Raw genomic sequence first — 21,880 nt, 5'->3', positions numbered from 1 at the left:
GCCCCTAGACGATCGGCTCGTGGACGGTGACCAGCTTGGTGCCGTCCGGGAAGGTGGCCTCGACCTGGACGTCGTGGATCATCTCCGGCACGCCCTCCAGGACGTCGTCCCTGGTGAGCACCTTGCGGCCGGAGGCCATGAGCTCGGCGACGGTGCGGCCGTCCCGGGCGCCCTCCAGGAGGTGCGAGGTGATCAGGGCGATGGCTTCCGGGTGGTTCAGCCGCAGGCCCCTGGCCCGCCGTTTCTCCGCCACGTCGGCGGCGACGTGGACGAGCAGGCGTTCCTGCTCGTGGGGGGTCAATTGCATGGCCACACCTCGCAGTCGTCCCGGGTGAACGGGCCCGCGGGGCGTCCCGGCGCGCGGATCCGCTCTGCCGTTGTCCGGAAGCCGCAGGCTAGTTCGGCGGCGTTTCGTCCGCGTTAACTCCCGGGTTCCGGGGTGAAGCCGGCGAGCGCGCGCGGTCCGCCGCGGAAGGTGGTGACGTCGGCCTCGGGGAACAGCGCGCGTTGCAGCATCACCCCTTGGACCGTGCCGATCAGGGAGCGGGCGACCTCGTCGGGCTCGGCGTCCTCCGGCAGCATGCCACGGCGTCTCAGCTCATCGGCGTACGACACGAGTCCCGCGACCACCCGGGCGTATCCCTGCCCCAGCCGCCCGGCGGGGACGGGGTTGCGCAACGCCTGGCTCCAGACCCGCGCGGCGAGCCGCGGCGCGGCGCCGTCGTCGCCGAGCGGCGGCAGCCCGAAGAGCCGGGCCACGACCTGCCCCGGGGCGGGCAGCGGCTCGGTGACCAGCGCTCACGGGTGTCGCCGGGGCCGCCCTGGCGCAGAGCCGACTGGGCGCGCCGGGCGGTGACGGGTGGGTGAACGCGGGGGCGATCGGGCTCACCACGCCGGCCATCGCGGCCGCCGGGGCGGGTTGTCGGCGCTGCTGGGCCGCGTGGGCATCGCACCGGCCGCGCTGCTGGTCGCCCTGCCCGGCGACCCGTTCTCCGGGGTGACCTCCGAACCGGAGATGCTTCCCGCTGCGGTGGGCGTCCTGGGCCGGCTGCCGCCACCCGGCGCCGGGGGGCTCACCGATCCGCGGCAGCGCCTTCTTCGACGGACACGGGGCCTTCGGTCCGGTGGCGGTGCCGGCCACCTGGGCCCTGCTGGGGCCGCCGGCACTGGCGGCCGGGGCCGTACGCGCCCGCCACCGGGCGGCGGACGGCTGACCGACCGCCGCACGCCTACGGGCAACGCCCGCCGGAAGCCGCCGCTCAGGCGCCGTCGTGGCGGGCGTTCGTCGTACCGCGGTGCTCCGCGGCGATACCGAAGCGGCGGCGTTCGCCCGTGGCGGACACCGCCCCGCGCACCGAGGAGACCGTACTGACCACCGCCTCCACGGGGGAGGCGTCCAGTTCTTGGAGTCGTTGCAGGTCAGCGGAGGAAACCAGGGCGACCAGCGGCTTGCCGTGACGTGTCACGACCACCCGCTCACCGCCGTAGACGACGCGGTTGATCAGTTCCGCCAGTTCCGCACGCGCTTGTGTCACCGGGACTTCGTGGGCCATGCTCCCCATCATAACGAGATGTACGTCCTGTACATTTTTTACAGCGACGGGCACCCCTGCCCAGGTGCCCACGGAGGTGCAGCGATGCTTCGACCGACCGCCCGCTACGTCCTGCCCGAGTTCACCGAGCGCACCAGCGAGGGCGTGCGCTCCATGGACCCGTACTCCAAGCTGCTCCAGGAGCGGATCGTCCTGCTCGGGACGCCCATCGACGACACCTCGGCCAACGACGTGATGGCGCAGCTGATCCACCTGGAGGCAGCCGCCCCGGAGCAGGACATCTCGCTCTACATCAACTCGCCCGGCGGGTCCTTCACCGCGATGACCGCGATCTACGACACCATGCAGTTCGTCAGCTGCGACGTGTCGACGGTGTGCGTCGGCCAGGCGGCCTCGGCGGCGGCCGTCCTGCTCGCCGCCGGAACGCCCGGCAAGCGGCTGGCGACCCCCGGCTCGCGGGTGCTGATCCACCAGCCCTCGTTCGGGGAGGTGATCCAGGGCACCACGGCCGACCTGGAGATCCAGGCCGCGGAACTGCTCCGCCGCCGTGATCAGTTGGAGGAGCTGCTGGTACGGCACACCGGACAGGAACCGGAGCGGATCAGGGCCGACATCGAACGGGACACCATTTTTGACGCTCCATCGGCCCTCGCCTACGGACTGGTGGACCGGCTGACGCTGAGCCGCAAGGACGGCGCCGGCCGCCCCCCGCACTCCGCGCGGTGACCGGCCGTGGTACCCGAACTGCCACCGCTCCCGGCCCTGACGCGGGCCGAGGGCGAGCTCGTCGACACCTATCTGGAGGTCGTGGACCTGCTGGGCCGGATCAACCCGTCCCGCTCCCGGGACACCTACGGGGCGCTGCGCGCCGCGCAGGCCCTGGTGGGGCGGGCGACGGAGCTGCGTGACGCGCTGACACTGATGCACATGCGCGGTGAGAGCGAGGTGCACACGGCCACCATGGAACGGGCGCTGCGGGTGCTCGACGGCGAACGGCGCACCGGCCAGGTCACCTTGCCGCCCCACCGTCGCTGACGGAGCGTCACGACGCACTGGTCCGTTCGGGCGACGCGAACTCGAACCGAATGGACTCGCCCGATCGTTGTATCTGCCGTGGACGGCCGAGTGGTCACAAGTTGCGCGACACGGCCGCACTCATCCGGAATCTGACGCTCCGCCCCTGGTGTTCGACTCCTTTCGAGTCGTCAGTCCGGGCCCTGCGTCGCGGAGTCCACCCGAATAGGTGAGTCGTGAACAGACTCACATTCGACCGGTTGCGCTGGGAATCGGTCGCTTCGGTGGGTGATCATCCCTTTGACGACAAGCCCCCGTCATCCCGGCGGGGCGGTCCGCGCGGACGCCGAATCCTGCCGCCGCGCGGATGCCAGGTCGACAACGACGCACCGGCAGGAGCGGAGGACCCGAGCAGTACGGGTCCGGCGCCGGTCGCCGGACCCTTGGGGTGAAGCCGCAGCCGCGGCCGGGCATCTTCGCCTGCCCGAACCCGACAGGTCATCCTTCGCAGGCGGACGACGAAGGGTTGCGCATGAGTGCGCCAACAGCCATGTCCGGGGTCCTGTGCCGGCTGGGGGCGGTATCCGCCCTCACGGCGGCCGCCGTGGCCGGTCCCGCGGTACTGCCGGAGCTCGCCCAGCAGGCCGACGCGGCGACGGTCTCCACCAAGGCGCTGCGGATCGCGGCGTCCAAGAAGGGCGCGCCGTACCAGTACGGGGCCGCCGGCCCCGGCAGGTTCGACTGCTCCGGGCTCACCTTCTACTCCTTCAAGAAGGCGGGCAAGAAGCTGCCCCGCACCGCGGCGGCGCAGTACAACAGCGTCCGGCACATCCGGAAGTCCGCACGGACCCGCGGCGACCTGGTGTTCTTCCACTACGGGAGCAACGTCTACCACGTGGGGATGTACGCCGGGCACGGCAAGATCTGGCACTCCCCCAAGCCCGGCGGGCGGGTGCGGCTGGAGATGATCTGGAGCCGCAGCGTCTGGTACGGCCGGGTGAAGTGACCCCGGTCGCGGACGTGCCGGTAGCGTGCCGGTGTGTCCTTGGAACGAATCCTCGCCGACGCCGCGGTGGGCGTCTTCCCGCCCGCCGACGGCTCGGTGACGGTCGTGCCGCAGCCCACGCCGCGCGACGCCGGGGTGATCGCCTTCACCGCCCACGCCGTGGTCTTCGCGGACGCCGACCCGGGGCGGATCCGCGGGCTGCTGCCGCCCGGCGACCTCTCGGCACCGCTCGATCCGCCGTTCCTCACCGCGCTGTGCGGGCTGCTGGACCGCACGGTGAACAACGTCGACCTGCTGACCGCCGCGCCGGCGCTGCCTGGGCGGCCGCCGGCCGCGCTGGGCCTGCCCCTGCGGGAGACCGCCGAACGGGACCACCCGCGGATCGCCCGGGCCCTGCGGCACCGTGACGACGTCCGGGCGTGGACGGTGCCCGGGGGCACGGTCCTGACCGGCCGGGGCGTGGCGGGCCGCTGGGAGGCGGCCCTGGAGGTCGACCCGGGGGCACGCGGCGCGGGCCTCGGCCGCCGGCTCGCGCTTGCGGCGCGCCATCTCGTCCCCGGGGGCGAGACCGTGTGGGCGCAGATCGCCCCGGGCAATGCGGCGAGCGTGCGGGCGCTCACGGCGGCGGGCTTCGTCCCGATGGGCGCCGAGGCGCTGCTGCTCACACGGGAGGACTGAGGGCCACTGGGGTCACTCGACGGCGGCAGTGGCCCAGGGCAGGCTGATCCAGACCGTCTTGCCGCCCTCCGCGGTGGGGGTGACCAGGAGCGTGCCGCCCGCCTCCACCGTGAGATGACGGATGATCACCATGCCGCGCCCGTTGTCCTGCTGCACGGCGGCGGGCAGCCGCTGGGGCCACCGGGGGTGACTGTCGGTGACCCCGATGCGCAGTTGCTCGTCCCGGTCCAGCTGGACGTCGAGGGTGAAGGTCGGCGACTGGCCGAGGGTGTGCAGCACCGCGTTGGTCGCCAGCTCGGAGACGATGAGCCGGACGGAGTCGGCGGGGTCCGAATCCTCGGGCATGCCCCACTCCACCAGCAGGTCGCTCACGTAGCGACGTACCGCGGGGACCGAGGCAGGGTCGCTCGGCAGGGTGACGGATGCTTCCTGGTGGTCTGCCATGGCGACGCTGTCCCTTTCCCGCCGTGACCAGGACGCCGGCGCCCGCCGCGCCCGTGGCCGCGCGCGCGACAGCCGAAGGCGCCGTGCCCCGCCCACGCGGCACGTCCCCGTTCGGCACTCACGCGCCAGAGTGTCACTCATCGTGCCCTTAATCAGGTGTCACCACAGCTATATGCATATATCTGTCGCCCAAAGCGGTGAACTCTGCTACGAGAGAACGTATTTGCGCGGCAGACTTCGCCCGGGGACCGGCGGGGGTGCCGGGAACCGGGAGGTGCACACACCATGCAGCAGGTGCCGGCGGTACGCCGCCGCAAGATCGGCTCGGAATTGCGCCGTCTGCGCGACACGGCGGGGCTCACCAGCGGTGAGGCCGCCCAGCGGCTGGGGTGGCACCAGTCCAAGGTCAGCCGGATCGAGACCGGCCGCAGCGGGGTGCGCCCCGAGGACGTCACGGCGCTGCTGGACGTGTACGGCGTGCGCGACCAGCGGCTGCGGGAGATGCTCGCCGCGCTCGCGAGCGAGGGCGACCGGCGCGGCTGGTGGCATGAGTTCCGGGAGGAACTTCCCTCCGCCTACCGGGACTTCATCTCCCTGGAGACCGACGCCTGCCGGGCGCGAACCCTGGAGACGACGGTGGTTCCCGGACTGCTGCAGACCCCGGACTACGCCCGTGAGTTGACCCGCTCGGTCCTGCCGCAGCTCGGTCCGCGGCAGATCGCGACCCTGGTGCAGGTGCGGATGGCCCGCCAGGCGGTGCTGCGCGCCGATCCGCCGCTGGAGTTGTGGGCGGTACTGGACGAGGCGGTGCTGCGCCGGAGTGTCGGGGGGCCCGGAGTGATGGCGGCGCAATTGAGCCATCTTGTGGAACTGGGTTCACTGCCTCATGTGCATCTGCAGGTGCTGCCCTTCTCGGCCGGTGGGCATATAGGCGTCACAGGGCCTTTCGTAATCTTCTCATTTCCGCGCATTGCTGATCTCGACGTGGTTGTTCTCGACCATTTGACGAGTAGTCTCTATCTGGATCAGCACGAGGACGTCAGGGCGTACGGTGCTGCCTTCAATCGATTGCGCTCCCATGCCCTGTCGAGTGAGCAGTCGTTGTCCTTCATCTCCGGCATCGGCAAAGGCGCGTAAGGAGGCACGCCCCCCATGTCCAATGTCCTGCCTCAGTACGTCACCTCCAGTGCGTCCCTCTTCGGCGTGAACTGGCGACGCAGCAGCTACAGCACGGCGGCGAACAACTGCGTCGAGACGGCCCTCATCGGAGACGGGCCGCTCTCGGGTCAGCTCGCCGTACGCGACTCCAAGGATGTGCGCGGCCCCGCCCTGCTCTTCCCCCCGGCGGCCTGGGCGGAGTTCCTCGCCGCCGTGGCGACGGGGAACCTGACCGAACACCCCTGAGTTCAGGGGCGCGGCGGCGCCGTACGGACGATCGTCCCCACGGCGTCGCCGATCTCCCGGTCGGTCAGATCGGCCCGCGCGGTGAGCCGCAGCCGCGAGATCCCGTCGGGCACGGACGGTGGCCGGAAGCAGCCCACGGCGAGACCCGCCGCACGGCACGCGGCGGCCCACGCGACGGCCGCCTCGGGTGACGGCGCCCGCACCGACACGACGCACGCGTCCGGCACGGTGGCGTCCAGCCCCGCCTCCACCAGCCGCTCGTACAGCTCGCCGGCGACCGCCCGGGCCCGTACGGCGCGTTCCGGCTCCCGCCTCAGCAGGCGCAGCGCGCCGAGCGCCGCGCCCGTCGCCGCCGGGGCGAGGCCCGTGTCGAAGATGAACGTCCGAGCGGCGTTGACCAGGTGCTCGATGACCCGGGCCGGTCCCAGCACCACTCCGCCCTGGCTGCCCAGGGACTTGGAGAGCGTGGCGGTGCACACCAGTCCGGGCGCGCCCGCCAGTCCCGCCTCCGCGGCCGCTCCACGGCCCCCGGGACCGAGCACCCCGAGGCCGTGGGCGTCGTCCACCAGCAGCGCCGCGCCGTGCTCGCGGCAGGCGGCGGCCAGCGCACCGAGCGGGGCCGCGTCGCCGTCCACCGAGAACACCGAGTCGGTGACGGCCACGGCGGGCCCGCCGTGGCCGATGAGTGCCTTGCGCAGGGCGTCCGGATCGGCGTGCGGCACGACCTCGGTGGCGGCGCGGGAGAGCCGGCAGCCGTCGATGAGCGAGGCGTGGTTGCCGCTGTCGGAGACGATGAGGGTGTCCGGCTCGGTGGTCAGCGCGGTGACGGCGGCGAGGTTGGCGGCGTAGCCGGAGGCCAGGACCAGCGCCGCCTCGAAACCGCAGAAGGCGGCCAGTTCGGCCTCCAGCTCGGCGTGCAGCTCCGTACTGCCGGTGACCAGCCGGGAACCGGTCGAGCCGGCGCCCCAGCGCAGGCAGGCGTCCGCGCCGGCCCGGGTCACCTCGGGGTGGTGGGCGAGCCCCAGGTAGTCGTTGGAGGCGAGGTCCAGCAGGGCCGACCGCGCGGGCCGCGGCCGCAGCGTGCGCACCAGTCCGGCGGCGCGACGCCGTTCGGCGTGCGCGTCGATCCAGTCGAACGGGTCGCGGCTCATGGTCGTCCCCAGGGGTCGGCGGAGGGTTCGGCGCCACCGTAGTGTGCCGGATCGTCTCGCACGGTGTGGTGATGCACACACTCTGCGCGAGCTGTCTTGTGGCATGCCCCATTGGCCCGGGCCCGTGCGGTACGCCAGGATCGCGGCATGGATCTGCTGAATGCTTTGGTCGAGAAGGGCCTGCGCCGCGAGCTGCCCACCCGCGAGGAGGCGCTCGCCGTCCTGGCGACCTCCGACGAGGAACTCCTCGACGTGGTGGCCGCGGCCGGCAAGGTGCGCCGCAAGTGGTTCGGCCGCCGGGTGAAGCTGAACTACCTGGTCAACCTCAAGTCGGGACTGTGCCCGGAGGACTGCTCGTACTGTTCGCAGCGGCTCGGCTCGGAGGCCGGGATCCTCAAATACACCTGGCTGAAGCCCGACGAGGCGGCGGCCGCCGCGGCGGCGGGGGTCGCCGGCGGAGCCAAGCGGGTCTGCCTGGTGGCCAGCGGTCGCGGCCCGACCGACCGCGACGTGGACCGGGTCTCCAAGACCATCGAGACCATCAAGGAGCAGAACGAGGCCGTCGAGGTCTGCGCCTGCCTGGGCCTCCTGTCCGACGGGCAGGCCGAGCGGCTGCGTGGCGCGGGTGCCGACGCGTACAACCACAACCTCAACACCTCGGAAGCCACCTACGGGGACATCACCACCACGCACACCTACGCGGACCGGGTCGAAACGGTGCAACAGGCCCAGGCGGCGGGCCTGTCGGCCTGCTCCGGACTGATCGCGGGCATGGGCGAGAGCGACGAGGACCTGGTCGACGTGGTGTTCGCGCTGCGCGAGCTGGACCCCGACTCCGTCCCGGTGAACTTCCTCATCCCCTTCGAGGGCACCCCGCTGGCGAAGGAGTGGAACCTCACCCCGCAGCGGTGCCTGCGGATTCTCTCGATGGTGCGGTTCGTCTGTCCCGATGTGGAGGTCCGCATCGCGGGCGGCCGCGAGGTGCACCTGCGGAGCATGCAGCCGCTCGCGCTGCACCTGGCGAACTCCATCTTCCTGGGCGACTACCTCACCAGCGAGGGCCAAGCCGGCAAGGCCGACCTCGACATGATCGCGGACGCCGGTTTCGAGGTGGAGGGCGCCGGCGAGGTGACCCTGCCCGGACACCGGGCGGACGCGGCGGCCGCGGCCGGGGGCTGCGGCTCGCACGCCTCCGCGGGCTGCGGGTCGCACGGCGAGGGGGAGGGCGGCGGCTGCGGCCCGTGCGGCGGCCACGCCCACGGTGACGTCCAGGCCGGCGCCGCGCAGCCGGCGGCCGCCGGTGCCACCCGCACCGACCTGGTGGCCGTGCGCCGCCGTGGCACCGGCACGGACCTGCCGCCCAATGCCTGAGCCACTCACCCCCCGCGAGCTGCTGGCCCTGGACCGGGAGCACGTGTGGCATCCGTACGGGCCCATGCCGGGCCGTCACGAACCGCTCGTCGTCGAGTCCGCGGCCGGGGTCCGGCTGCGGCTCGCCGAGCCGGTAGAGGGCGCGACCGAACTCGTCGACGGCATGTCGTCGTGGTGGTCGGCGATCCACGGCTACAACCACCCGGTGCTCAACGAGGCGGCCCGCGGCCAGCTGGACCGGATGAGCCACGTGATGTTCGGCGGGCTCACCCACGAGCCGGCCGTGCGGCTCGCCGCCCGCCTGGTCGAGATCACCCCCGAGCCGCTACGGCACGTATTCCTCGCCGACTCCGGCTCGGTGTCGGTCGAGGTCGCGGTCAAGATGTGCCTGCAGTACTGGCGTTCGCTCGGGCGGCCGGAGAAGCAGCGTCTGATGACCTGGCGCGGCGGCTACCACGGCGACACCTGGCAGCCGATGTCCGTCTGCGACCCCGAGGGGGGCATGCACGGGCTGTGGTCCGGCGTCCTGCCCCGGCAGGTCTTCGCGGACGCGCCGCCGGCCGCGTACGAGGAGGCGTACGCCGGCCACCTGCGGAAGACGATCGCCGCTCACGCGCACGAACTCGCCGCGGTCGTCGTGGAGCCCGTCGTGCAGGGCGCGGGCGGCATGACCTTCCACTCCCCCGCCTATCTGCGCGTGCTGCGCGAGCTCTGCGACGAGCACGACGTGCTGCTGGTGTTCGACGAGATCGCCACCGGCTTCGGGCGGACCGGGACGCTGTTCGCCGCCGACCAGGCCGGGGTCTGCCCGGACGTGATGTGCGTCGGCAAGGCCCTGACCGGCGGCTACCTCACGATGGCCGCCACCTTGTGCACCTCGCGCGTCGCCGACGGGATCTCCCGGGGCGAGGTGCCGGTGCTCGCCCACGGCCCGACCTTCATGGGCAACCCGCTGGCCGCGGCCGTCGCCTGCGCCTCCCTCGACCTGCTGCTCGGCCAGGACTGGGCGCAGGAGGTCAAGCGGATCGAGGCCGGGCTGCGCGAGGGGCTCGCGCCCGCCGCCGGGCTCCCGGGCGTACGCGATGTGCGGGTGCTGGGCGCGATCGGTGTCGTCCAGCTCGACCACCAGGCCGACCTCGCCGCCGCGACGCGGGCCGCCGTCCGCAGCGGGGTATGGTTGCGGCCGTTCCGGGACTTGATCTACACGATGCCCCCGTACATCACGGGGGACGAGGACATCGCGCGCATCTGCGCGGCGGTGCGCGCGGCGGCGGAGGCGGCATGACGGTGTTGTTCGTGACCGGTACGGGCACGGAGATCGGCAAGACGGTGACCACGGCGGCGATCGCGGCCACGGCGCTGTTCAGCCAGTACAGCGTCGCGTACCTGAAGCCCGCGCAGACCGGCGTGGGCCCCGGCGAGCCGGGCGACGCCGCCGAGGTCACCCGGCTCGCCGGCCCGGAGGTCACGAGCGTCGAACTGGCCCGGTACCCCGAACCGCTGGCGCCCGCGACGGCCGCACGGCGCTCCGGGACCGCGCCGGTGGGCCCGGCCGACATCGCGGAGGCGGCGGCGAAGCTGGCGGCCGTGCACGACATCGTCCTGGTCGAGGGCGCCGGCGGGCTGCTCGTCCGTCTCGACGAGGTGGGCGCCACGCTGGCGGACGCGGCACGGATGCTCGCGGCCCCGGTGCTCGTGGTCGCCCCGGCGGGGCTCGGCACCCTCAACGGTGCCGCGCTGACGGCGGAGGCGCTGAAGGCCCGGGATCTGACGTGCGCGGGCTTCGTCATCGGCAGTTGGCCGGACGACCCGGACCTGGCCGCCCGCTGCAACGTCGCCGACCTCCCCGACGTCACCGCCATCCCGCTCCTGGGCGCGCTGCCCGCCGGCGCGGCCGCCCTCGACCCCGCCGTCTTCCGCCAGGCGGCACCCGGCTGGCTCTCCCCCCGCATCGGCGGCATCTGGGACGCCACCGCCTTCACCACGCACTGGGCACCCCCCAGCCCCGCCTGACCCGCTCCACCGTCCGGCCCCCGCCCGTCCCGCGCGGACACGCCCGGGGGTGGCGCGTGAGGGCGCTTCCGGGGCGGGCGGCCCCCCAAGGGCACGGGCGAAGGCGAGCAGGACCGGCGGCATCGGCAGCCGGCCCGACGGCGCGGCCTCGGCCGCCCGTGGTCCGCCGGATTCCGGGGGCGGCACCCCTCCCCGAACGTCCCGTGCGACCGCGCTCGCGCCGGACGGCGGGCGACACGCCGAATTCACCCCGGTACGGGGAGGCTTGGGGCGGGCTCCGGAGCGGCAGAATCGGAGTGAGGGAATGCCGAGGCGAAAGGGGGCCGGCCATGGGGCGCCGCATCGGTGTGACCCGCGAACCCGTCCATCACCCGCTGTTCGCCCGCTTCTACGCCCGCTGCGGCCCGGTGATGGACGCCCGCGCGGGCTTCGGCGCGTACCGGGAGACCGCGCTCGCGGGTCTCTCCGGCCGGGTCATCGAGATCGGCGCGGGCTCGGGCCTGAACTTCCGTCACTATCCGCGCACCGTCGCCGAGGTCGTGGCGATCGAGCCGGAGCGGCATCTGCGCCGGCTGGCCGGCGACGCCGCGCAGTACGCCGAGGTGCCCGTGGACGTCGTGCCCGGCGTCGCCGAGGCGCTGCCGGTCAAGAGCGAGGCCTTCGACGCGGCGGTGGCGTCGCTGGTGCTGTGCTCCGTACGCGACCAGAAGCGCGCCCTGGCCGAGATCCACCGGGTGCTGCGCCCGGGCGGGCAACTGCGGCTGCTGGAGCACTGCCGGGCCGAGGGGCGCGGGCACGCGGCGCTGCAGTGGACGGTGGACCGCACCCTGTGGCCGCTGCTGTTCGGCGGCTGCCGCACCGGCCGGGACACGCTCGGCGCGGTCGAGGCGGCCGGCTTCGAGGTGCTGGAGCTGCGCCGCTTCCGCGTCCCGGAGCGAGCCAAGGGCCTCACGCTGCCCGTGCCGAGCGCCCCGCACATCCTGGCCACCGCACGCCGGCGCGGTTGAGCTCCGCAGCTCTGTACCTACTGGTATGTACACTGGGGGCATGGAGACGACGCCGGAGCGCCTGATCGAGAGCACCCGCGAGCTGCTCTGGGAACGCGGCTACCTCGGCACCAGCCCGAAGGCCATCCAGCAGCGCTCGGGCGTCGGCCAGGGCAGCATGTACCACCACTTCTCCGGCAAGCCGGAACTCGCGCTCGCCGCCGTACGCCGCACCGCCGAACAGATGCGGGAGACCGCCGAGCACGAACTCTCGCTCCCGGGCACGGCGGTCGAGCGGGTCTCCCGCTACCTGCGCCGCGAGCGCGACGTGCTGCGGGGCTGCCCGATCGGTCGGCTCACCCAGGACCCGGAGGTCGTCGCGAGCCCGCGGCTGCGGGCGCCGCTCGACGAGACCTTCGAGTGGCTGCGCGAGCGGCTGGCGGACGTGCTCGCCGAGGGCCAGGCACGCGGCGAGATCGCGCCCGGCCTCGACACCGGCGACATCGCGGCCGCGCTCGTGGCCGTGCTCCAGGGCGGCTACGTGCTCGCCCGCGCGGCCGGCGCGGCCGCGCCCTTCGACCAGGCCGTCAGCGGCGCGCTGGCCCTGCTGGCCCAGCGGGCCTGAGCGGGCCCCGGCACACAGGTACGACACCAGGGGGGACACATGTACGCGATGCAGTACGGAATCACGCTGCCCGCCGACTACGACATGAAGATCATCCGCGACCGGGTCGCCGGCCGCGGCCGGCTCACGGACGCATACGAGGGCCTGGGCTTCAAGGCCTACCTGATCCGCGAGCGCGGCACGGAGGGCTCCCCGGTCAACGAGTACGCGCCCTTCTACCTCTGGGAGGACACCAGCGGCATGAACCGCTTCCTGTGGGGCGGGGGCGGCTTCGGCGGGATCGTCGACGACTTCGGGCGCCCGGACGTCAGCCACTGGACGGGCGTCGCCTACCGTCCGGGGCCCGCCTTCGGCACCGCGCCGAGCGCCGCGAGCCGCCTGCGGCAGCGGATCCCCGCCGGGGCCGACCCGCGCGGGCCGGTGGCCCGGGCGCTGGAGGCGTGGGAGGAGCGCGCCGCCACGGCCGGCGTCCACACGACCCTCCTGGCCGTGGACCCGCGCCACTGGGAGACCGTCCTCTTCACGCTCTGGGACCGGACGCCGGCCGCCGGCGTCACCGACCCGGACCGCTACGAGGTGCTGCATCTGTCGGCCCCGCACCTGGACGAGGTGCCGGCCGGCCGCCGGTGGGCGTAGCCACCCGGACGCACCACGTCGGACGTCAAGTCGGACGCACCACGTCAGACGCACCAGGAGCGCAGCTCGTCGGCGATCTCGTGCACGTCGGCGGTGCCGCCCTTGACCAGCCGCGCCAGGTCGCGCACCTGCTCGGGGGACGTGGCGACCTTCAGGCCGCCGGCCACCATATAGGCGTAGGCGACCGCGGAGGCGAACAGCGCGTTGGACCGCTCCAGGGCCGGCACGTGGACCAGCAGTTGCAGCAGGCTCGCGGCCCGCTCACAGGGGTCGGAGTAGACGGGCACGCCGAATATCTCCGCCTGGTGGCGGCTGACCGCGGCGACGAGGGCACCCCAGTCGGTCACCTGGGGGTCACCGGGGGTGTTGTACTCGGCGACCATGAGCAGCCAGGGGAGGTCGATCCGCAGGGTCAACGGCGGCCTTCGCGCTCCGCGCCGAACTCCTCGGCGAAGACGGACTCGTAGCGCCGCATGAAGTCGGCGGCGGCCTCGACGAAGCTGCGGCCCCGCTCGCCGGCGTCCTCCCGGACGAGCTCCTCGATGTACCGGTTCACGCTGACGCCCCGCTGCGCGGCCTGCTCTCGGGCGGCCGCGGCGGTGGTCTCGTCCACCCGCACGTTCAACTGCGTCTTGGCCATACCGTCAAGCTAGCGCTGAAGCACTAGCAGTGGCAAGCGGCTGCCAGGCCATCCGCCCGGGAACCCGTGCGCCCCGGAGCCGGTCCGGGCTCCGGGGCGCACGGTGTGCGCCTTCAGAGGCGGCTCGCCACCGTGCGCGCCAGTTCCTCGAGCGGCTTGTCGAACCGGGCCGGGTCCTCGTTGCGGACCAGCCGGATCGCCACCCACCGCCCGGACACGCGCAGGAAGACCGATCCGTCCTCCAGCCATGCCTCGTCACCGATGCCGTCGAGCGGCTTCAGTTCGTGGCCGAGCCCGCGCTCGGCGTCGTAGTAGTTCTTCCCCGACTCCCCCGCGAAGACCTCGACCTGGGCTGTCGGGCCGGACTCGGGCGTGGGGTAGGTGCAGGTCCCCTCCAGTTCCCGGCCGGGTTCGAGGGCCGTACCGGCGAGGCTTTCGGCCTCCTGATGCGTCACCAGCGCGCACGGGTCGCCGGCCGTCCCGCCGGTCGGCGACGAGGACGGCTGCGCCGGGGAGGCCGCGGACGATCCTGCCGCGTCCGGGGCGCTCGGCGCGGGCGAGGGCGGTTTGCCGCCGGCGTCGCCGGATGCCGTGTCCTGGCACCCCTGGAGCGCCAGGACCAGCAGTGCCGCCACGGGCAGCCCCGCCCGACCCCGCGTGCGCCCGCGATCACCTGACCCGGCCCTGACGTGTGCGTGCACCATCGATTCGGTCCCCCCTCGGCAGGTGTCCTCGCCCCGCCCCGGTCACAGCGCGCCCGGCGCGGGTGCACCTACAGACGTATGAGGAGGGCCGGCCGGTTTCAGCCGGACGCGGTCGCACGGCGGGCGCCCGCGCGTCCCGGCGCTCACCCCTCGGGACGATGCGGCGCCGCACCCGACGACCTACGCTCGGGTCGCATACGGACAAGTGCGCACTTCCTCACGTTGGGGGCAAGCGTGTCGACATGGACGGCAGCGGACACAGAGGGCATCGAGGCGGGAGCGGAACCCGCCGCGCGGGCAACGGCGCTCACGAAGGCGTACGGAACCGGCGAGACCCGGGTGGTGGCACTGGACGCGGTGGACGTGGAGATCGCCCGCGGCCGCTACACGGCCGTCATGGGGCCCTCCGGCTCCGGCAAGTCCACCCTCATGCACTGCCTGGCGGGGCTGGACTCGGTCACCTCGGGGCAGGTCTGGATCGGCGAGACCGAGATCACGTGTCTGGCGGAACGCGAACTGACCCGGCTCCGCCGTGACCAGGTCGGCTTCGTCTTCCAGGCGTTCAACCTGCTGCCGACACTCACGGCCGCCGAGAACATCACGCTCCCCATGGACATCGCCGGCCGCAAGCCCGACCGGGAGTGGGTGGACCGGGTGATCGACACCCTGGGCCTGCGCGACCGGCTGGGGCACCGTCCCGCCCAGCTGTCGGGCGGTCAGCAGCAGCGCGTGGCGTGCGCCCGCGCCCTCGCCTCCCGCCCGCAGCTGATCTTCGCCGACGAGCCGACCGGCAACCTCGACTCGCAGGCGGGCGGCGAGGTGCTGGGCTTCCTCCGCGAGGCCGTGGACGCGCTCGGCCAGACCGTGGTCATGGTGACCCACGACCCCACGGCGGCGGCATGGTCGGACCTCGTGCTCTTCCTGGGCGACGGACGGATCGTCGACGAGATGCACGAACCCAGCGCGGACGGCGTCCTGGAACGGCTCAAGCGGTTCGACGCGCTGCGGAAGCAGGGATAGGCGCCGCGGCGATGCTCCGGGCGACGCTGCGCAGCTTCCTGGCCCACAGGGGCCGGCTGCTGCTCAGCGCGCTCGCCGTCCTGCTGTCGGTGGCCTTCGTCACCGGCAGCATGATCTTCTCCGACACCGTCAACCGCACCTTCGACCGTTTGTTCGCCTCCACGTCCGCCGATGTGACGGTGGGTCCCCCGGAGGCCTTCAGCGAGGACCAGCAGTTCGCCTCCGGGCAGGTGCGCACCCTGCCGGCGTCGCTCCTGGACCGGGTGAAGGCGGTACCGGGCGTCGCGGACGCGCGGATCGACATCACCGTGCACAACACCACCGTCGTCGACGCGGAGGACCGGCCGGTGGAGCCGACCAGCGGAGCTCTCACGGTGGCCACCAACTGGTCGGGGAACCCGCGCAGTCCGGTCCGGCTGACCAGCGGGCACGCGCCGCACGGCCCCGACGAGGCGCTGATCGACGCCGACACCGCCGCGAAACGGCACCTGAGGATCGGCGACCGGCTGCGGGTGCTGGCACAGCCGGGAGCGTTCCCCGTCCGGCTCGTCGGCATCGCCACCTTCACGACGACCAACCCGGGCGCCGCCCTGCTGTTCGTCGACACCCCCACCTCGCAGTCGCGCCTGCTGGGCCGGACCGGTGTCGCGACGTCGGTCCAGGCCGACGCCGCTCCTGGGGTCTCGGACGACGTGCTGAAGCGGCGCATCGCCGCCGCGCTCGGACCGCACTACACCTACACGACCCAGGCCGAGCAGGCGAAGTCAGCGGTGGACAGCCTGGCCACCCTCCTGGACGTGATCAAGTACGTGATGCTGGGCTTCGCCGGGGTCGCGGTCCTGGTCGGGGTCTTCCTGATCGTCAACACCTACTCGATGCTGATCGCCCAGCGCACCCGGGAGCTGGGCCTGCTGCGCGCGCTGGGGGCGGACCGCGGGCAGGTGCGGCGGTCGGTGCTGGTGGAGGCGCTGCTGCTGGGGGTGGTGGGCTCCGCCCTGGGGCTGGCCTGCGGCATCGGGCTCGCGGCGGGCCTGTTCCGGCTGCTCGGCGTGTTCGGGATGAACATCGACGCCGCCGAGATGGTCATCCGCCGGCGCGTACCGGCGGCGGCGTTCGGCGTCGGGCTGCTGGTGACGCTGGTCGCGGCCTACCTGCCGGCGCGGCGTGCGGCCCGGGTCTCCCCCATGGCGGCGCTGTACGACGCCGAGGTCGCCGGGAGCGGGCGGAGCCTGCGGTCGCGGGCGGTGGGCGGCGCGGTCGCGACGCTGGTGGCCGCGGGGGCGCTGACCGGGGCGGCGGTGGCCGGGAGCACCGGTGACGCCGCGACGTTCCTGGGGATCGGCATCGGTCTTTCGCTGATCGCGGCGGTGGTCGTGGGGCCGCTGCTGGTGCGGCCGGTGATCCGGGTGCTGGGCGGGGCGTTCCCCCATGTGTTCGGGCCGGTGGGGCGGATGAGCCAGCGCAACGCGCTGCGCAACCCGCGCCGCACGGGCGCGACCGCCGGCGCGCTGATGATCGGCCTGGCCCTGGTCACGGGCATGTCCATCGCCGGCACGTCGATGGCGAGCTCCTTCGACCAGGAGATCGACCGGGCCCTGGGCGCGGACTACGTCGTGCAGGGCACCCACTTCGCGCCCTTCTCCCCGGAGATCACCGACCGGGTGCGGAAGGTGCGCGGCGCCGGGGAGGTGGTGCGGGTGCGGTACGTATCCGTCCTGATGACCCTGCCCGGCCACCGCACGACCAAGCTGACGGGGACGGCGATCGGACCCGGGGCGGACCGGGCGCTCAACCTGGAGTACGCCGCGGGCGACACGGCCCGCGCCCTGGCCCGCGACAGCCTCTCGCTCTCCGCGACGTACGCCGCCCACCACGGGCTGCGCGTGGGCAGCCGGATCCCCCTGCGCTTCGTCGACGGCCGCTCGTCGACGTTCACCCTGCGCGCGCTGACCACCAGCCAGAGCACCCTGCTCGGCGACGACGCCACCCTCACCATGGGCCTGGCCACCGCCGAGCGGTTCCTGCCCCGCGGCCAGGACGCCGCGCTGTACGTGAACGCCGCCCCCGGCACGGACAAGCCCACGCTGCGGGCGAACCTGGAGCGGGCCCTCAAGCCCTATCCGCAGGTGGAGGTCCGCGACCAGGCGGACTACAAGAACCTGGTGCGCACCCAGATCTCCGTGCTGCTGAACCTGGTCTACGCGCTGCTCGGGCTGGCGATCATCATCGCCGTGCTGGGTGTCGTCAACACCCTCGCTCTGTCGGTGATCGAGCGCACCCGGGAGATCGGGCTGCTCAGGGCGATCGGTCTGTCGCGGATGCAGCTGCGCCGGATGATCCGGCTGGAGTCCGTGGTGATCGCGGTCTTCGGCGCCGTGCTGGGGCTGGCCCTGGGTCTGGTCTGGGGCGTGGTGACGCACGAGGTGCTGGCGCTGGAGGGCATGCGGGCGTTCGCGATCCCGTGGACCACGGTGGGGGCGGTGATGGCCGGTTCCGTGGTGGTCGGCCTGGTCGCGGCGCTGCTGCCGGCCCTGCGCGCCTCGCGGATGAACGTCCTGGCCGCGATCGCGCACGAGTGAGCGGCCCGGCGGCGGGGAAGGTCGTTGACCGGCGGACGGGAGACGAGGGGGGCGGTCATGGCGCGACGGTTCCGGTTCGGTGTCAATCTGCTCGAGCCCGCGCAGGGCGACGCGTGGGAGCACAAGTGCCGCCGGGTGGAGGCGCTCGGCTACGACGTGCTGCAGGTGCCGGACCACCTGGGCCGGCCGGCTCCGTTCCCCTCACTGGTCGCGGCGGCGCACGCCACGCGGCGCCCACGGCTGGGGACCTTCGTGCTCAACGCGGCGTTCTGGAACCCGGTCCTGCTGGCCCGCGAGGTCGCCACCGCCGTCCGGCTCACGGGCGGCCGCCTGGAGCTGGGGCTCGGCGCGGGCTACGTTCGCGAGGAGTTCGAACGCGCCGGCCTGCCCTACGGCACCGCCCGAGACCGGGTCGACCACCTGGAACGCACCGTCGAGGCGCTGACCCGGCTGCTCCCGGCACCGGACGGCGTGGACGGCGTGGACGGCACCAACGGCGGCGGTACCCACGGCGCCGGCGCGCCGCTGCCCCCGCTGCTCCTGGGCGGGAACGGCCCGCGTGTGCTGCGCCTGGCGGCCCGGCACGCGGCCGTCGTCGCCTTCACCGGCGCGGAGGCCGACCCCGCCAAGGACGACGGCTCGCTGCGGCTGCTGTCCGCCGCGACCGTGGAGGAGCGGGTCGCGGCGGCGCGCGGGTTCGCCGCCGCGTACGACACCGACCCGGAGTTCAACGTCCTCGTCCAGCGGGTCGTGATCACCGACGACCGCGCGGCGGCGGTCCACGAGTTCGCCCCGCACGCGCCGTACCTGGACGAGAAGGAACTGCTCGACCTGCCGACGCTCCTCGTCGGCACGGTCGCCGAGATCGCGGAGCAGCTGCGGCGGGGCCGGGAGCGCCTCGGCTTCAGCTACGTCACCGTGCTGGAACCCGCCATGGAGGCCTTCGCCCCGGTGATCGAGGAGCTGCGCCGCGCGGAACCGGCGGAAGGGCCCGGGAGGCCCTGATTCACTCGACGCCCGGGCCGGGGACTGCTTGGCTGACCCGCATGGACGATCTCGGGATACGCGGCGCGGTACCGGCCGACGCCGGACGGGTGCTGGAGTTCTGGAAGACGGCCGCCGAGGGCACCAGCATCAGCGACGACCCGGAGGGCGTGGCGCGGCTCATCGCACGCGACCCCGGGGCGCTGCTGCTCGCCGAGGACGGCGGCGTGCTCGTCGGCACGGTCATCGCGGGCTTCGACGGCTGGCGCTGCCATCTGTACCGGCTGGCGGTCCACCCCGAGCGGCGGCGGCAGGGCATCGCCCGCGCCCTGCTGGCGGCGGCCGAGGAGCGCTTCACGGCACTGGGCGGCCGCCGCGGCGACGCCATGGTGCTGGAGCGCAACGAGCGCGCCCACCACGCCTGGCGCTCGGCGGGCTACGCGCCCGAGCACCACTGGCGCCGCTGGACCAAGCCCTTCCAGCGGACCCGGTAGCGCGCCCGCCGGATCCGGGGCGCAACCCCTGGCCGCGCTCCCGGGCTGTCCGTGGTGCCCGCGGTTCCTACGATGGGCGTATGGACGACCCCGCGAGTCCGTCACGCCTCCGGTCGCCTCGCTCACGCCCGCGGCGCGCGGTCCACCCCGGCCTGGCCGATCATGGGACCGAGGTGTCCCGATGACCGAAGTGCTGCTCCTGGCCGTCGCGCTGCTGCTGACCCTGGCCTGCGCCGTCTTCGTCGCCGCGGAGTTCTCCCTGACCACGGTCGAGCGCACCGACCTGGAACGGGCCGAGAAGGCGGGTGAGCGCGGTGCCTGCGCGGCGCTGCGGGCCGTGCGCAGCCTGACGGTGCAACTCTCCGGGGCCCAGCTCGGTATCACCGTCACCGGACTGGTGATCGGCATGCTGGCGCAGGCCTCCATCGCCGAGCTGCTGGCGGGCCCGCTGCGCGCGCTGGGGATGTCGGCCGCCGGGGCCGCGTCACTGGGCCTGGTGCTGGGCACCGGCATCTCGACGGTGGTGCTGATGGTGGTGGGCGAGCTCGTCCCCAAGAACTGGGCGATCTCCCGTCCGCTGCCGGTGGCCAAGGCCGTCGCCCCGCCGCAGACCGTCTTCACCGCCGCCTTCGGCCCGCTCATCCGCCATCTGAACAACACCGCCAACCGTGTACTGCACCGCCTGGGCATGGAACCCGCCGAGGAGCTCGCCTCGGCGCGCAGCCCCGAGGAGCTGGTGGCCCTGGCCCGGCACTCCGCCCGGGCGGGCGCGCTGGAGGCCGACACCGCCGAGCTGTTCGTACGGACGCTGAGCCTGGCCGGGCTGACCGCCGAGAACGTGATGACCCCCCGCGTCCAGGTCGTCGCCCTGGAGGAGGGCGCCACCTGCCGGGACGTCGCCGACATCACCCGCGCCACGGGCCTGTCCCGCTTCCCCGTCCACCGGGGCGGCCTGGACAACGTGATCGGCATCGTCCACATCAAGGACGTCCTGGCCGTGCCGTACGAGCGCCGTGAGGGGCACCCGATCACCCCGCTGCTGCGGGAGCCGGTACCGGTCCCCGAGACCCTCCCCGTGGACCGGTTGCTGGACCGGCTGTCCGGCTCGATGAGCATGGCCGTCGTCATCGACGAGTACGGCGGAACCGCGGGCGTCGTCACCCTGGAGGACATCGTGGAGGAGGTCGTCGGGGAGGTCCGTGACGAGCACGACCCGCTGGAGACCCCCGACCTGGCCTTCATCCACCAGGACCGCACCGGCCGCCGCGTCTACGACGCCGACGGCGCCGTGCGGACCGACCGGCTCGCGCACATCGGCCTGCGGGTCGCCGACGGCCCCTACGAGACGCTGGCCGGTCTGGTCGCCCAGCGGCTCGGGCGGATCCCGGCCACCGGCGACACCGTCGAGGTCAACGGCTGGCTGGTGGAGGTCACCGACGACTCGCACCACCGCGCGGCGCACGTACGGCTGATCTCCCCGGCGCCGCGCGCGCAGAACGGGTTCGCGCCGCAGGGCGCGGACGACGGGCAGGCGGGTGCGCGATGACCTTCCTGCAGTTGTTCATCGGCGCGCTGACCCTGGTCGTGAACGCCTTCTTCGTCGGCGCCGAGTTCGCGATGATCTCCGTCCGGCGCAGCCAGATCGAGCCCCGCGCGGAGGCCGGGGAGCGCGGGGCGCGCCACGTCCTGTGGGGGCTGCAGCACCTGTCGCCGCTGATGGCCGCCGCCCAGCTGGGCATCACGCTGTGCACCCTGGTGCTGGGCATCGTGGCGGAACCGGCCATCGAGCACCTGCTGGCGCCGCTCTTCCACCTGCTGCATGTCCCGCAGGGCGCGATCCACGCCCTGTCGTTCGCGATCGCCCTGGTCCTGGCCACGTACGCACACATGCTGCTCGGCGAGATGGTCCCGAAGAACATCGCGCTGGCCGCCCCGGAGCGGACCGCGCTCGTCCTCGGTCCGCCGCTGGTGACGCTGGCGCGGGCGCTGCGCCCGGTGATCTTCGCGGTCAACGCCTTCGCGAACGGGCTGCTGAAACTGCTGCGGGTCGAGCCGAAGGACGAGGTCGCGGCGGTGTTCTCGGACGACGAGCTGGCCCGGATGGTGACGGACGCCGGTCAGGCCGGGCTGCTGGACGAGCGGGCCGCGATCCGCCTGCAGGACGCCCTGGAGCTGGGGCGCCGCCCGGTCCGCGCGGTCGTCGTCCCGTGGGATCGCGTGGTGTCGGCGCGCTTCGGGATGACCCCTGCGGGGCTGGAGCGCCTGGCCGCGCGGTCCGGCTTCTCGCGCTTCCCGGTGACCGACGACGCCTGCCGCATCCTCGGCTACCTCCATGTGAAGGACGCCCTGGCCCTCGGCCCCAGCCGCCACGACCAGCCCTTCCCCCGGGGCGCGCTCCGCCGCATCACCCGGGTCGGCGCGGCCACCCCGCTGGACGACGTCCTGGCGGCGATGCGGGCCAGCGGCGCGCACCTGGCGGCGGTCGTCGACGACCAGGGCCGAGGCCTCGGTCTGGTGACCATGGAGGACGTGCTGAAGGAACTCGTGGGCCACGCACCGGCCGCCTGAAACGGCGCTC

The 21,880-nt window shown here is 73.5% G+C and carries 26 protein-coding genes and 1 riboswitch; of the genes, 18 read left to right on the top strand and 8 right to left on the bottom strand.

Annotation, left to right across the window (positions count from 1 at the left end; translation table 11 throughout):
* Positions 1 to 4: 4 nt before the first annotated feature.
* The 3 genes from AC3EUJ_RS24260 to AC3EUJ_RS24250 form a co-directional block, all read right to left on the bottom strand.
* Entirely contained in the window at positions 5 to 307 is a 303-nt protein-coding gene (locus tag AC3EUJ_RS24260; protein ID WP_431964711.1) for an urease subunit gamma, read from the bottom strand.
* Between the two features lie 113 nt (positions 308 to 420).
* The gene (locus AC3EUJ_RS24255) at positions 421 to 759 is read right to left on the bottom strand and encodes a TetR family transcriptional regulator C-terminal domain-containing protein (RefSeq protein WP_431964709.1); all 339 of its coding nucleotides are present in this window, start codon (positions 757 to 759) and stop codon (positions 421 to 423) included.
* 500 nt (positions 760 to 1,259) lie between these two features.
* The gene (locus AC3EUJ_RS24250; protein WP_431964707.1) at positions 1,260 to 1,553 is read right to left on the bottom strand and encodes a type II toxin-antitoxin system Phd/YefM family antitoxin; all 294 of its coding nucleotides are present in this window, start codon (positions 1,551 to 1,553) and stop codon (positions 1,260 to 1,262) included.
* 84 nt (positions 1,554 to 1,637) lie between these two features.
* On the opposite strand from AC3EUJ_RS24250, the gene AC3EUJ_RS24245 reads away from it, so the two are divergent.
* From AC3EUJ_RS24245 to AC3EUJ_RS24230, 4 genes are all read left to right on the top strand, one after another.
* Positions 1,638 to 2,279: an ATP-dependent Clp protease proteolytic subunit gene (locus AC3EUJ_RS24245; RefSeq protein ID WP_431964705.1), complete on the top strand. Its 642-nt coding sequence runs from the start codon at positions 1,638 to 1,640 to the stop codon at positions 2,277 to 2,279.
* A gap of 6 nt (positions 2,280 to 2,285) precedes the next feature.
* Positions 2,286 to 2,588: a hypothetical protein gene (locus AC3EUJ_RS24240; RefSeq protein ID WP_431964703.1), complete on the top strand. Its 303-nt coding sequence runs from the start codon at positions 2,286 to 2,288 to the stop codon at positions 2,586 to 2,588.
* Positions 2,589 to 2,939: 351 nt separating this feature from the next.
* Positions 2,940 to 3,096: riboswitch (cyclic di-AMP (ydaO/yuaA leader) on the top strand.
* 3 nt (positions 3,097 to 3,099) lie between these two features.
* A complete protein-coding gene (locus AC3EUJ_RS24235; protein WP_431964701.1) occupies positions 3,100 to 3,573 on the top strand; it encodes a C40 family peptidase in 474 nt (157 codons plus the stop codon).
* Between the two features lie 33 nt (positions 3,574 to 3,606).
* Entirely contained in the window at positions 3,607 to 4,251 is a 645-nt protein-coding gene (locus AC3EUJ_RS24230; RefSeq protein WP_431964699.1) for a GNAT family N-acetyltransferase, read from the top strand.
* A gap of 12 nt (positions 4,252 to 4,263) precedes the next feature.
* Here the strand turns inward: AC3EUJ_RS24230 and AC3EUJ_RS24225 are convergent, their stop codons facing one another.
* Positions 4,264 to 4,695 carry an ATP-binding protein gene (locus AC3EUJ_RS24225; RefSeq protein WP_431964697.1) on the bottom strand — a complete coding sequence of 144 codons (432 nt, stop codon included), beginning with the start codon at positions 4,693 to 4,695 and terminating at the stop codon, positions 4,264 to 4,266.
* Positions 4,696 to 4,980: 285 nt separating this feature from the next.
* Here AC3EUJ_RS24225 and AC3EUJ_RS24220 point away from each other — a divergent pair, with 285 nt between their 5' ends.
* Together AC3EUJ_RS24220 and AC3EUJ_RS24215 are read left to right on the top strand one after the other, a co-directional pair.
* Entirely contained in the window at positions 4,981 to 5,832 is an 852-nt protein-coding gene (locus AC3EUJ_RS24220) for a helix-turn-helix domain-containing protein (protein ID WP_431964695.1), read from the top strand.
* A 15-nt stretch (positions 5,833 to 5,847) separates the two neighbouring features.
* On the top strand, positions 5,848 to 6,099 hold the full coding sequence (locus tag AC3EUJ_RS24215; RefSeq protein WP_431964693.1) for a DUF397 domain-containing protein: 252 nt from the start codon (positions 5,848 to 5,850) through the stop codon (positions 6,097 to 6,099).
* Positions 6,100 to 6,101: 2 nt separating this feature from the next.
* Here the strand turns inward: AC3EUJ_RS24215 and AC3EUJ_RS24210 are convergent, their stop codons facing one another.
* Entirely contained in the window at positions 6,102 to 7,250 is a 1,149-nt protein-coding gene (locus AC3EUJ_RS24210) for an 8-amino-7-oxononanoate synthase (protein ID WP_431964692.1), read from the bottom strand.
* Positions 7,251 to 7,397: 147 nt separating this feature from the next.
* Here AC3EUJ_RS24210 and bioB point away from each other — a divergent pair, with 147 nt between their 5' ends.
* The 6 genes from bioB to AC3EUJ_RS24180 all read left to right on the top strand — a co-directional run bounded on the left by bioB (position 7,398) and on the right by AC3EUJ_RS24180 (position 12,881).
* The gene (bioB, locus tag AC3EUJ_RS24205; RefSeq protein ID WP_431964690.1) at positions 7,398 to 8,621 is read left to right on the top strand and encodes a biotin synthase BioB; all 1,224 of its coding nucleotides are present in this window, start codon (positions 7,398 to 7,400) and stop codon (positions 8,619 to 8,621) included.
* The gene (locus tag AC3EUJ_RS24200) at positions 8,614 to 9,906 is read left to right on the top strand and encodes an adenosylmethionine--8-amino-7-oxononanoate transaminase (protein ID WP_431964688.1); all 1,293 of its coding nucleotides are present in this window, start codon (positions 8,614 to 8,616) and stop codon (positions 9,904 to 9,906) included. The genes bioB and AC3EUJ_RS24200 overlap by 8 nt, the downstream gene beginning before the upstream one ends.
* Entirely contained in the window at positions 9,903 to 10,634 is a 732-nt protein-coding gene (bioD, locus tag AC3EUJ_RS24195; RefSeq protein ID WP_431964686.1) for a dethiobiotin synthase, read from the top strand. Before AC3EUJ_RS24200 ends, bioD begins: the two co-directional genes overlap by 4 nt.
* A gap of 329 nt (positions 10,635 to 10,963) precedes the next feature.
* Complete coding sequence (locus AC3EUJ_RS24190; RefSeq protein WP_431964684.1) at positions 10,964 to 11,641, top strand: class I SAM-dependent methyltransferase; 678 nt, start codon at positions 10,964 to 10,966, stop codon at positions 11,639 to 11,641.
* A 40-nt stretch (positions 11,642 to 11,681) separates the two neighbouring features.
* The gene (locus AC3EUJ_RS24185) at positions 11,682 to 12,245 is read left to right on the top strand and encodes a TetR/AcrR family transcriptional regulator (RefSeq protein ID WP_431964682.1); all 564 of its coding nucleotides are present in this window, start codon (positions 11,682 to 11,684) and stop codon (positions 12,243 to 12,245) included.
* Between the two features lie 39 nt (positions 12,246 to 12,284).
* Positions 12,285 to 12,881 carry a DUF4865 family protein gene (locus AC3EUJ_RS24180; protein ID WP_431964680.1) on the top strand — a complete coding sequence of 199 codons (597 nt, stop codon included), beginning with the start codon at positions 12,285 to 12,287 and terminating at the stop codon, positions 12,879 to 12,881.
* Between the two features lie 44 nt (positions 12,882 to 12,925).
* On the opposite strand, the gene AC3EUJ_RS24175 is transcribed toward AC3EUJ_RS24180, so the two are convergent.
* From AC3EUJ_RS24175 to AC3EUJ_RS24165, 3 genes are all read right to left on the bottom strand, one after another.
* Positions 12,926 to 13,297 (bottom strand): fic family toxin-antitoxin system, toxin component, encoded by a 372-nt coding sequence (locus AC3EUJ_RS24175; protein ID WP_431964678.1) that lies wholly within the window; start codon positions 13,295 to 13,297, stop codon positions 12,926 to 12,928.
* Positions 13,294 to 13,521 (bottom strand): toxin-antitoxin system HicB family antitoxin, encoded by a 228-nt coding sequence (locus tag AC3EUJ_RS24170; RefSeq protein WP_431964676.1) that lies wholly within the window; start codon positions 13,519 to 13,521, stop codon positions 13,294 to 13,296. The genes AC3EUJ_RS24175 and AC3EUJ_RS24170 overlap by 4 nt, the downstream gene beginning before the upstream one ends.
* Positions 13,522 to 13,634: 113 nt before the next feature.
* Positions 13,635 to 14,156, bottom strand: coding sequence for a DUF3558 family protein (locus AC3EUJ_RS24165; protein WP_431964674.1), 522 nt, complete (start codon positions 14,154 to 14,156; stop codon positions 13,635 to 13,637).
* A gap of 303 nt (positions 14,157 to 14,459) precedes the next feature.
* Here AC3EUJ_RS24165 and AC3EUJ_RS24160 point away from each other — a divergent pair, with 303 nt between their 5' ends.
* The 6 genes from AC3EUJ_RS24160 to AC3EUJ_RS24135 all read left to right on the top strand — a co-directional run bounded on the left by AC3EUJ_RS24160 (position 14,460) and on the right by AC3EUJ_RS24135 (position 21,870).
* Positions 14,460 to 15,245 carry an ABC transporter ATP-binding protein gene (locus tag AC3EUJ_RS24160; protein WP_431964672.1) on the top strand — a complete coding sequence of 262 codons (786 nt, stop codon included), beginning with the start codon at positions 14,460 to 14,462 and terminating at the stop codon, positions 15,243 to 15,245.
* A gap of 11 nt (positions 15,246 to 15,256) precedes the next feature.
* Complete coding sequence (locus AC3EUJ_RS24155) at positions 15,257 to 17,824, top strand: ABC transporter permease (protein ID WP_431964670.1); 2,568 nt, start codon at positions 15,257 to 15,259, stop codon at positions 17,822 to 17,824.
* 57 nt (positions 17,825 to 17,881) lie between these two features.
* Complete coding sequence (locus AC3EUJ_RS24150) at positions 17,882 to 18,829, top strand: TIGR03621 family F420-dependent LLM class oxidoreductase (protein WP_431964668.1); 948 nt, start codon at positions 17,882 to 17,884, stop codon at positions 18,827 to 18,829.
* Positions 18,830 to 18,870: 41 nt separating this feature from the next.
* On the top strand, positions 18,871 to 19,302 hold the full coding sequence (locus tag AC3EUJ_RS24145) for a GNAT family N-acetyltransferase (RefSeq protein WP_431964666.1): 432 nt from the start codon (positions 18,871 to 18,873) through the stop codon (positions 19,300 to 19,302).
* A gap of 181 nt (positions 19,303 to 19,483) precedes the next feature.
* The gene (locus tag AC3EUJ_RS24140; RefSeq protein ID WP_431964664.1) at positions 19,484 to 20,848 is read left to right on the top strand and encodes a hemolysin family protein; all 1,365 of its coding nucleotides are present in this window, start codon (positions 19,484 to 19,486) and stop codon (positions 20,846 to 20,848) included.
* A complete protein-coding gene (locus AC3EUJ_RS24135) occupies positions 20,845 to 21,870 on the top strand; it encodes a hemolysin family protein (protein ID WP_431964662.1) in 1,026 nt (341 codons plus the stop codon). Before AC3EUJ_RS24140 ends, AC3EUJ_RS24135 begins: the two co-directional genes overlap by 4 nt.
* The last annotated feature ends 10 nt before the right edge of the window (positions 21,871 to 21,880 follow it).

It is taken from the genome of Actinacidiphila sp. bgisy160, assembly GCF_057707815.1.
Note: the sequence above shows the minus strand (reverse complement) of the source record. Positions and strands in the feature narration are given on the sequence as shown.

Coding starts and splice junctions, on each gene's coding strand:
- AC3EUJ_RS24135 (WP_431964662.1), top strand. CDS start 20,845: ATGACCTTCCTGCAGTTGTTCATCGGCGCGCTGACCCTGGTCGTGAAC.
- AC3EUJ_RS24250 (WP_431964707.1), bottom strand. CDS start 1,553: ATGGCCCACGAAGTCCCGGTGACACAAGCGCGTGCGGAACTGGCGGAA.
- AC3EUJ_RS24215 (WP_431964693.1), top strand. CDS start 5,848: ATGTCCAATGTCCTGCCTCAGTACGTCACCTCCAGTGCGTCCCTCTTC.
- AC3EUJ_RS24220 (WP_431964695.1), top strand. CDS start 4,981: ATGCAGCAGGTGCCGGCGGTACGCCGCCGCAAGATCGGCTCGGAATTG.
- AC3EUJ_RS24185 (WP_431964682.1), top strand. CDS start 11,682: ATGGAGACGACGCCGGAGCGCCTGATCGAGAGCACCCGCGAGCTGCTC.
- AC3EUJ_RS24210 (WP_431964692.1), bottom strand. CDS start 7,250: ATGAGCCGCGACCCGTTCGACTGGATCGACGCGCACGCCGAACGGCGT.
- AC3EUJ_RS24200 (WP_431964688.1), top strand. CDS start 8,614: ATGCCTGAGCCACTCACCCCCCGCGAGCTGCTGGCCCTGGACCGGGAG.
- AC3EUJ_RS24170 (WP_431964676.1), bottom strand. CDS start 13,521: ATGGCCAAGACGCAGTTGAACGTGCGGGTGGACGAGACCACCGCCGCG.
- AC3EUJ_RS24145 (WP_431964666.1), top strand. CDS start 18,871: ATGGACGATCTCGGGATACGCGGCGCGGTACCGGCCGACGCCGGACGG.
- AC3EUJ_RS24260 (WP_431964711.1), bottom strand. CDS start 307: ATGCAATTGACCCCCCACGAGCAGGAACGCCTGCTCGTCCACGTCGCC.
- AC3EUJ_RS24155 (WP_431964670.1), top strand. CDS start 15,257: ATGCTCCGGGCGACGCTGCGCAGCTTCCTGGCCCACAGGGGCCGGCTG.
- AC3EUJ_RS24245 (WP_431964705.1), top strand. CDS start 1,638: ATGCTTCGACCGACCGCCCGCTACGTCCTGCCCGAGTTCACCGAGCGC.
- bioB (WP_431964690.1), top strand. CDS start 7,398: ATGGATCTGCTGAATGCTTTGGTCGAGAAGGGCCTGCGCCGCGAGCTG.
- AC3EUJ_RS24190 (WP_431964684.1), top strand. CDS start 10,964: ATGGGGCGCCGCATCGGTGTGACCCGCGAACCCGTCCATCACCCGCTG.
- AC3EUJ_RS24225 (WP_431964697.1), bottom strand. CDS start 4,695: ATGGCAGACCACCAGGAAGCATCCGTCACCCTGCCGAGCGACCCTGCC.
- bioD (WP_431964686.1), top strand. CDS start 9,903: ATGACGGTGTTGTTCGTGACCGGTACGGGCACGGAGATCGGCAAGACG.
- AC3EUJ_RS24180 (WP_431964680.1), top strand. CDS start 12,285: ATGTACGCGATGCAGTACGGAATCACGCTGCCCGCCGACTACGACATG.
- AC3EUJ_RS24235 (WP_431964701.1), top strand. CDS start 3,100: ATGAGTGCGCCAACAGCCATGTCCGGGGTCCTGTGCCGGCTGGGGGCG.
- AC3EUJ_RS24140 (WP_431964664.1), top strand. CDS start 19,484: ATGACCGAAGTGCTGCTCCTGGCCGTCGCGCTGCTGCTGACCCTGGCC.
- AC3EUJ_RS24150 (WP_431964668.1), top strand. CDS start 17,882: ATGGCGCGACGGTTCCGGTTCGGTGTCAATCTGCTCGAGCCCGCGCAG.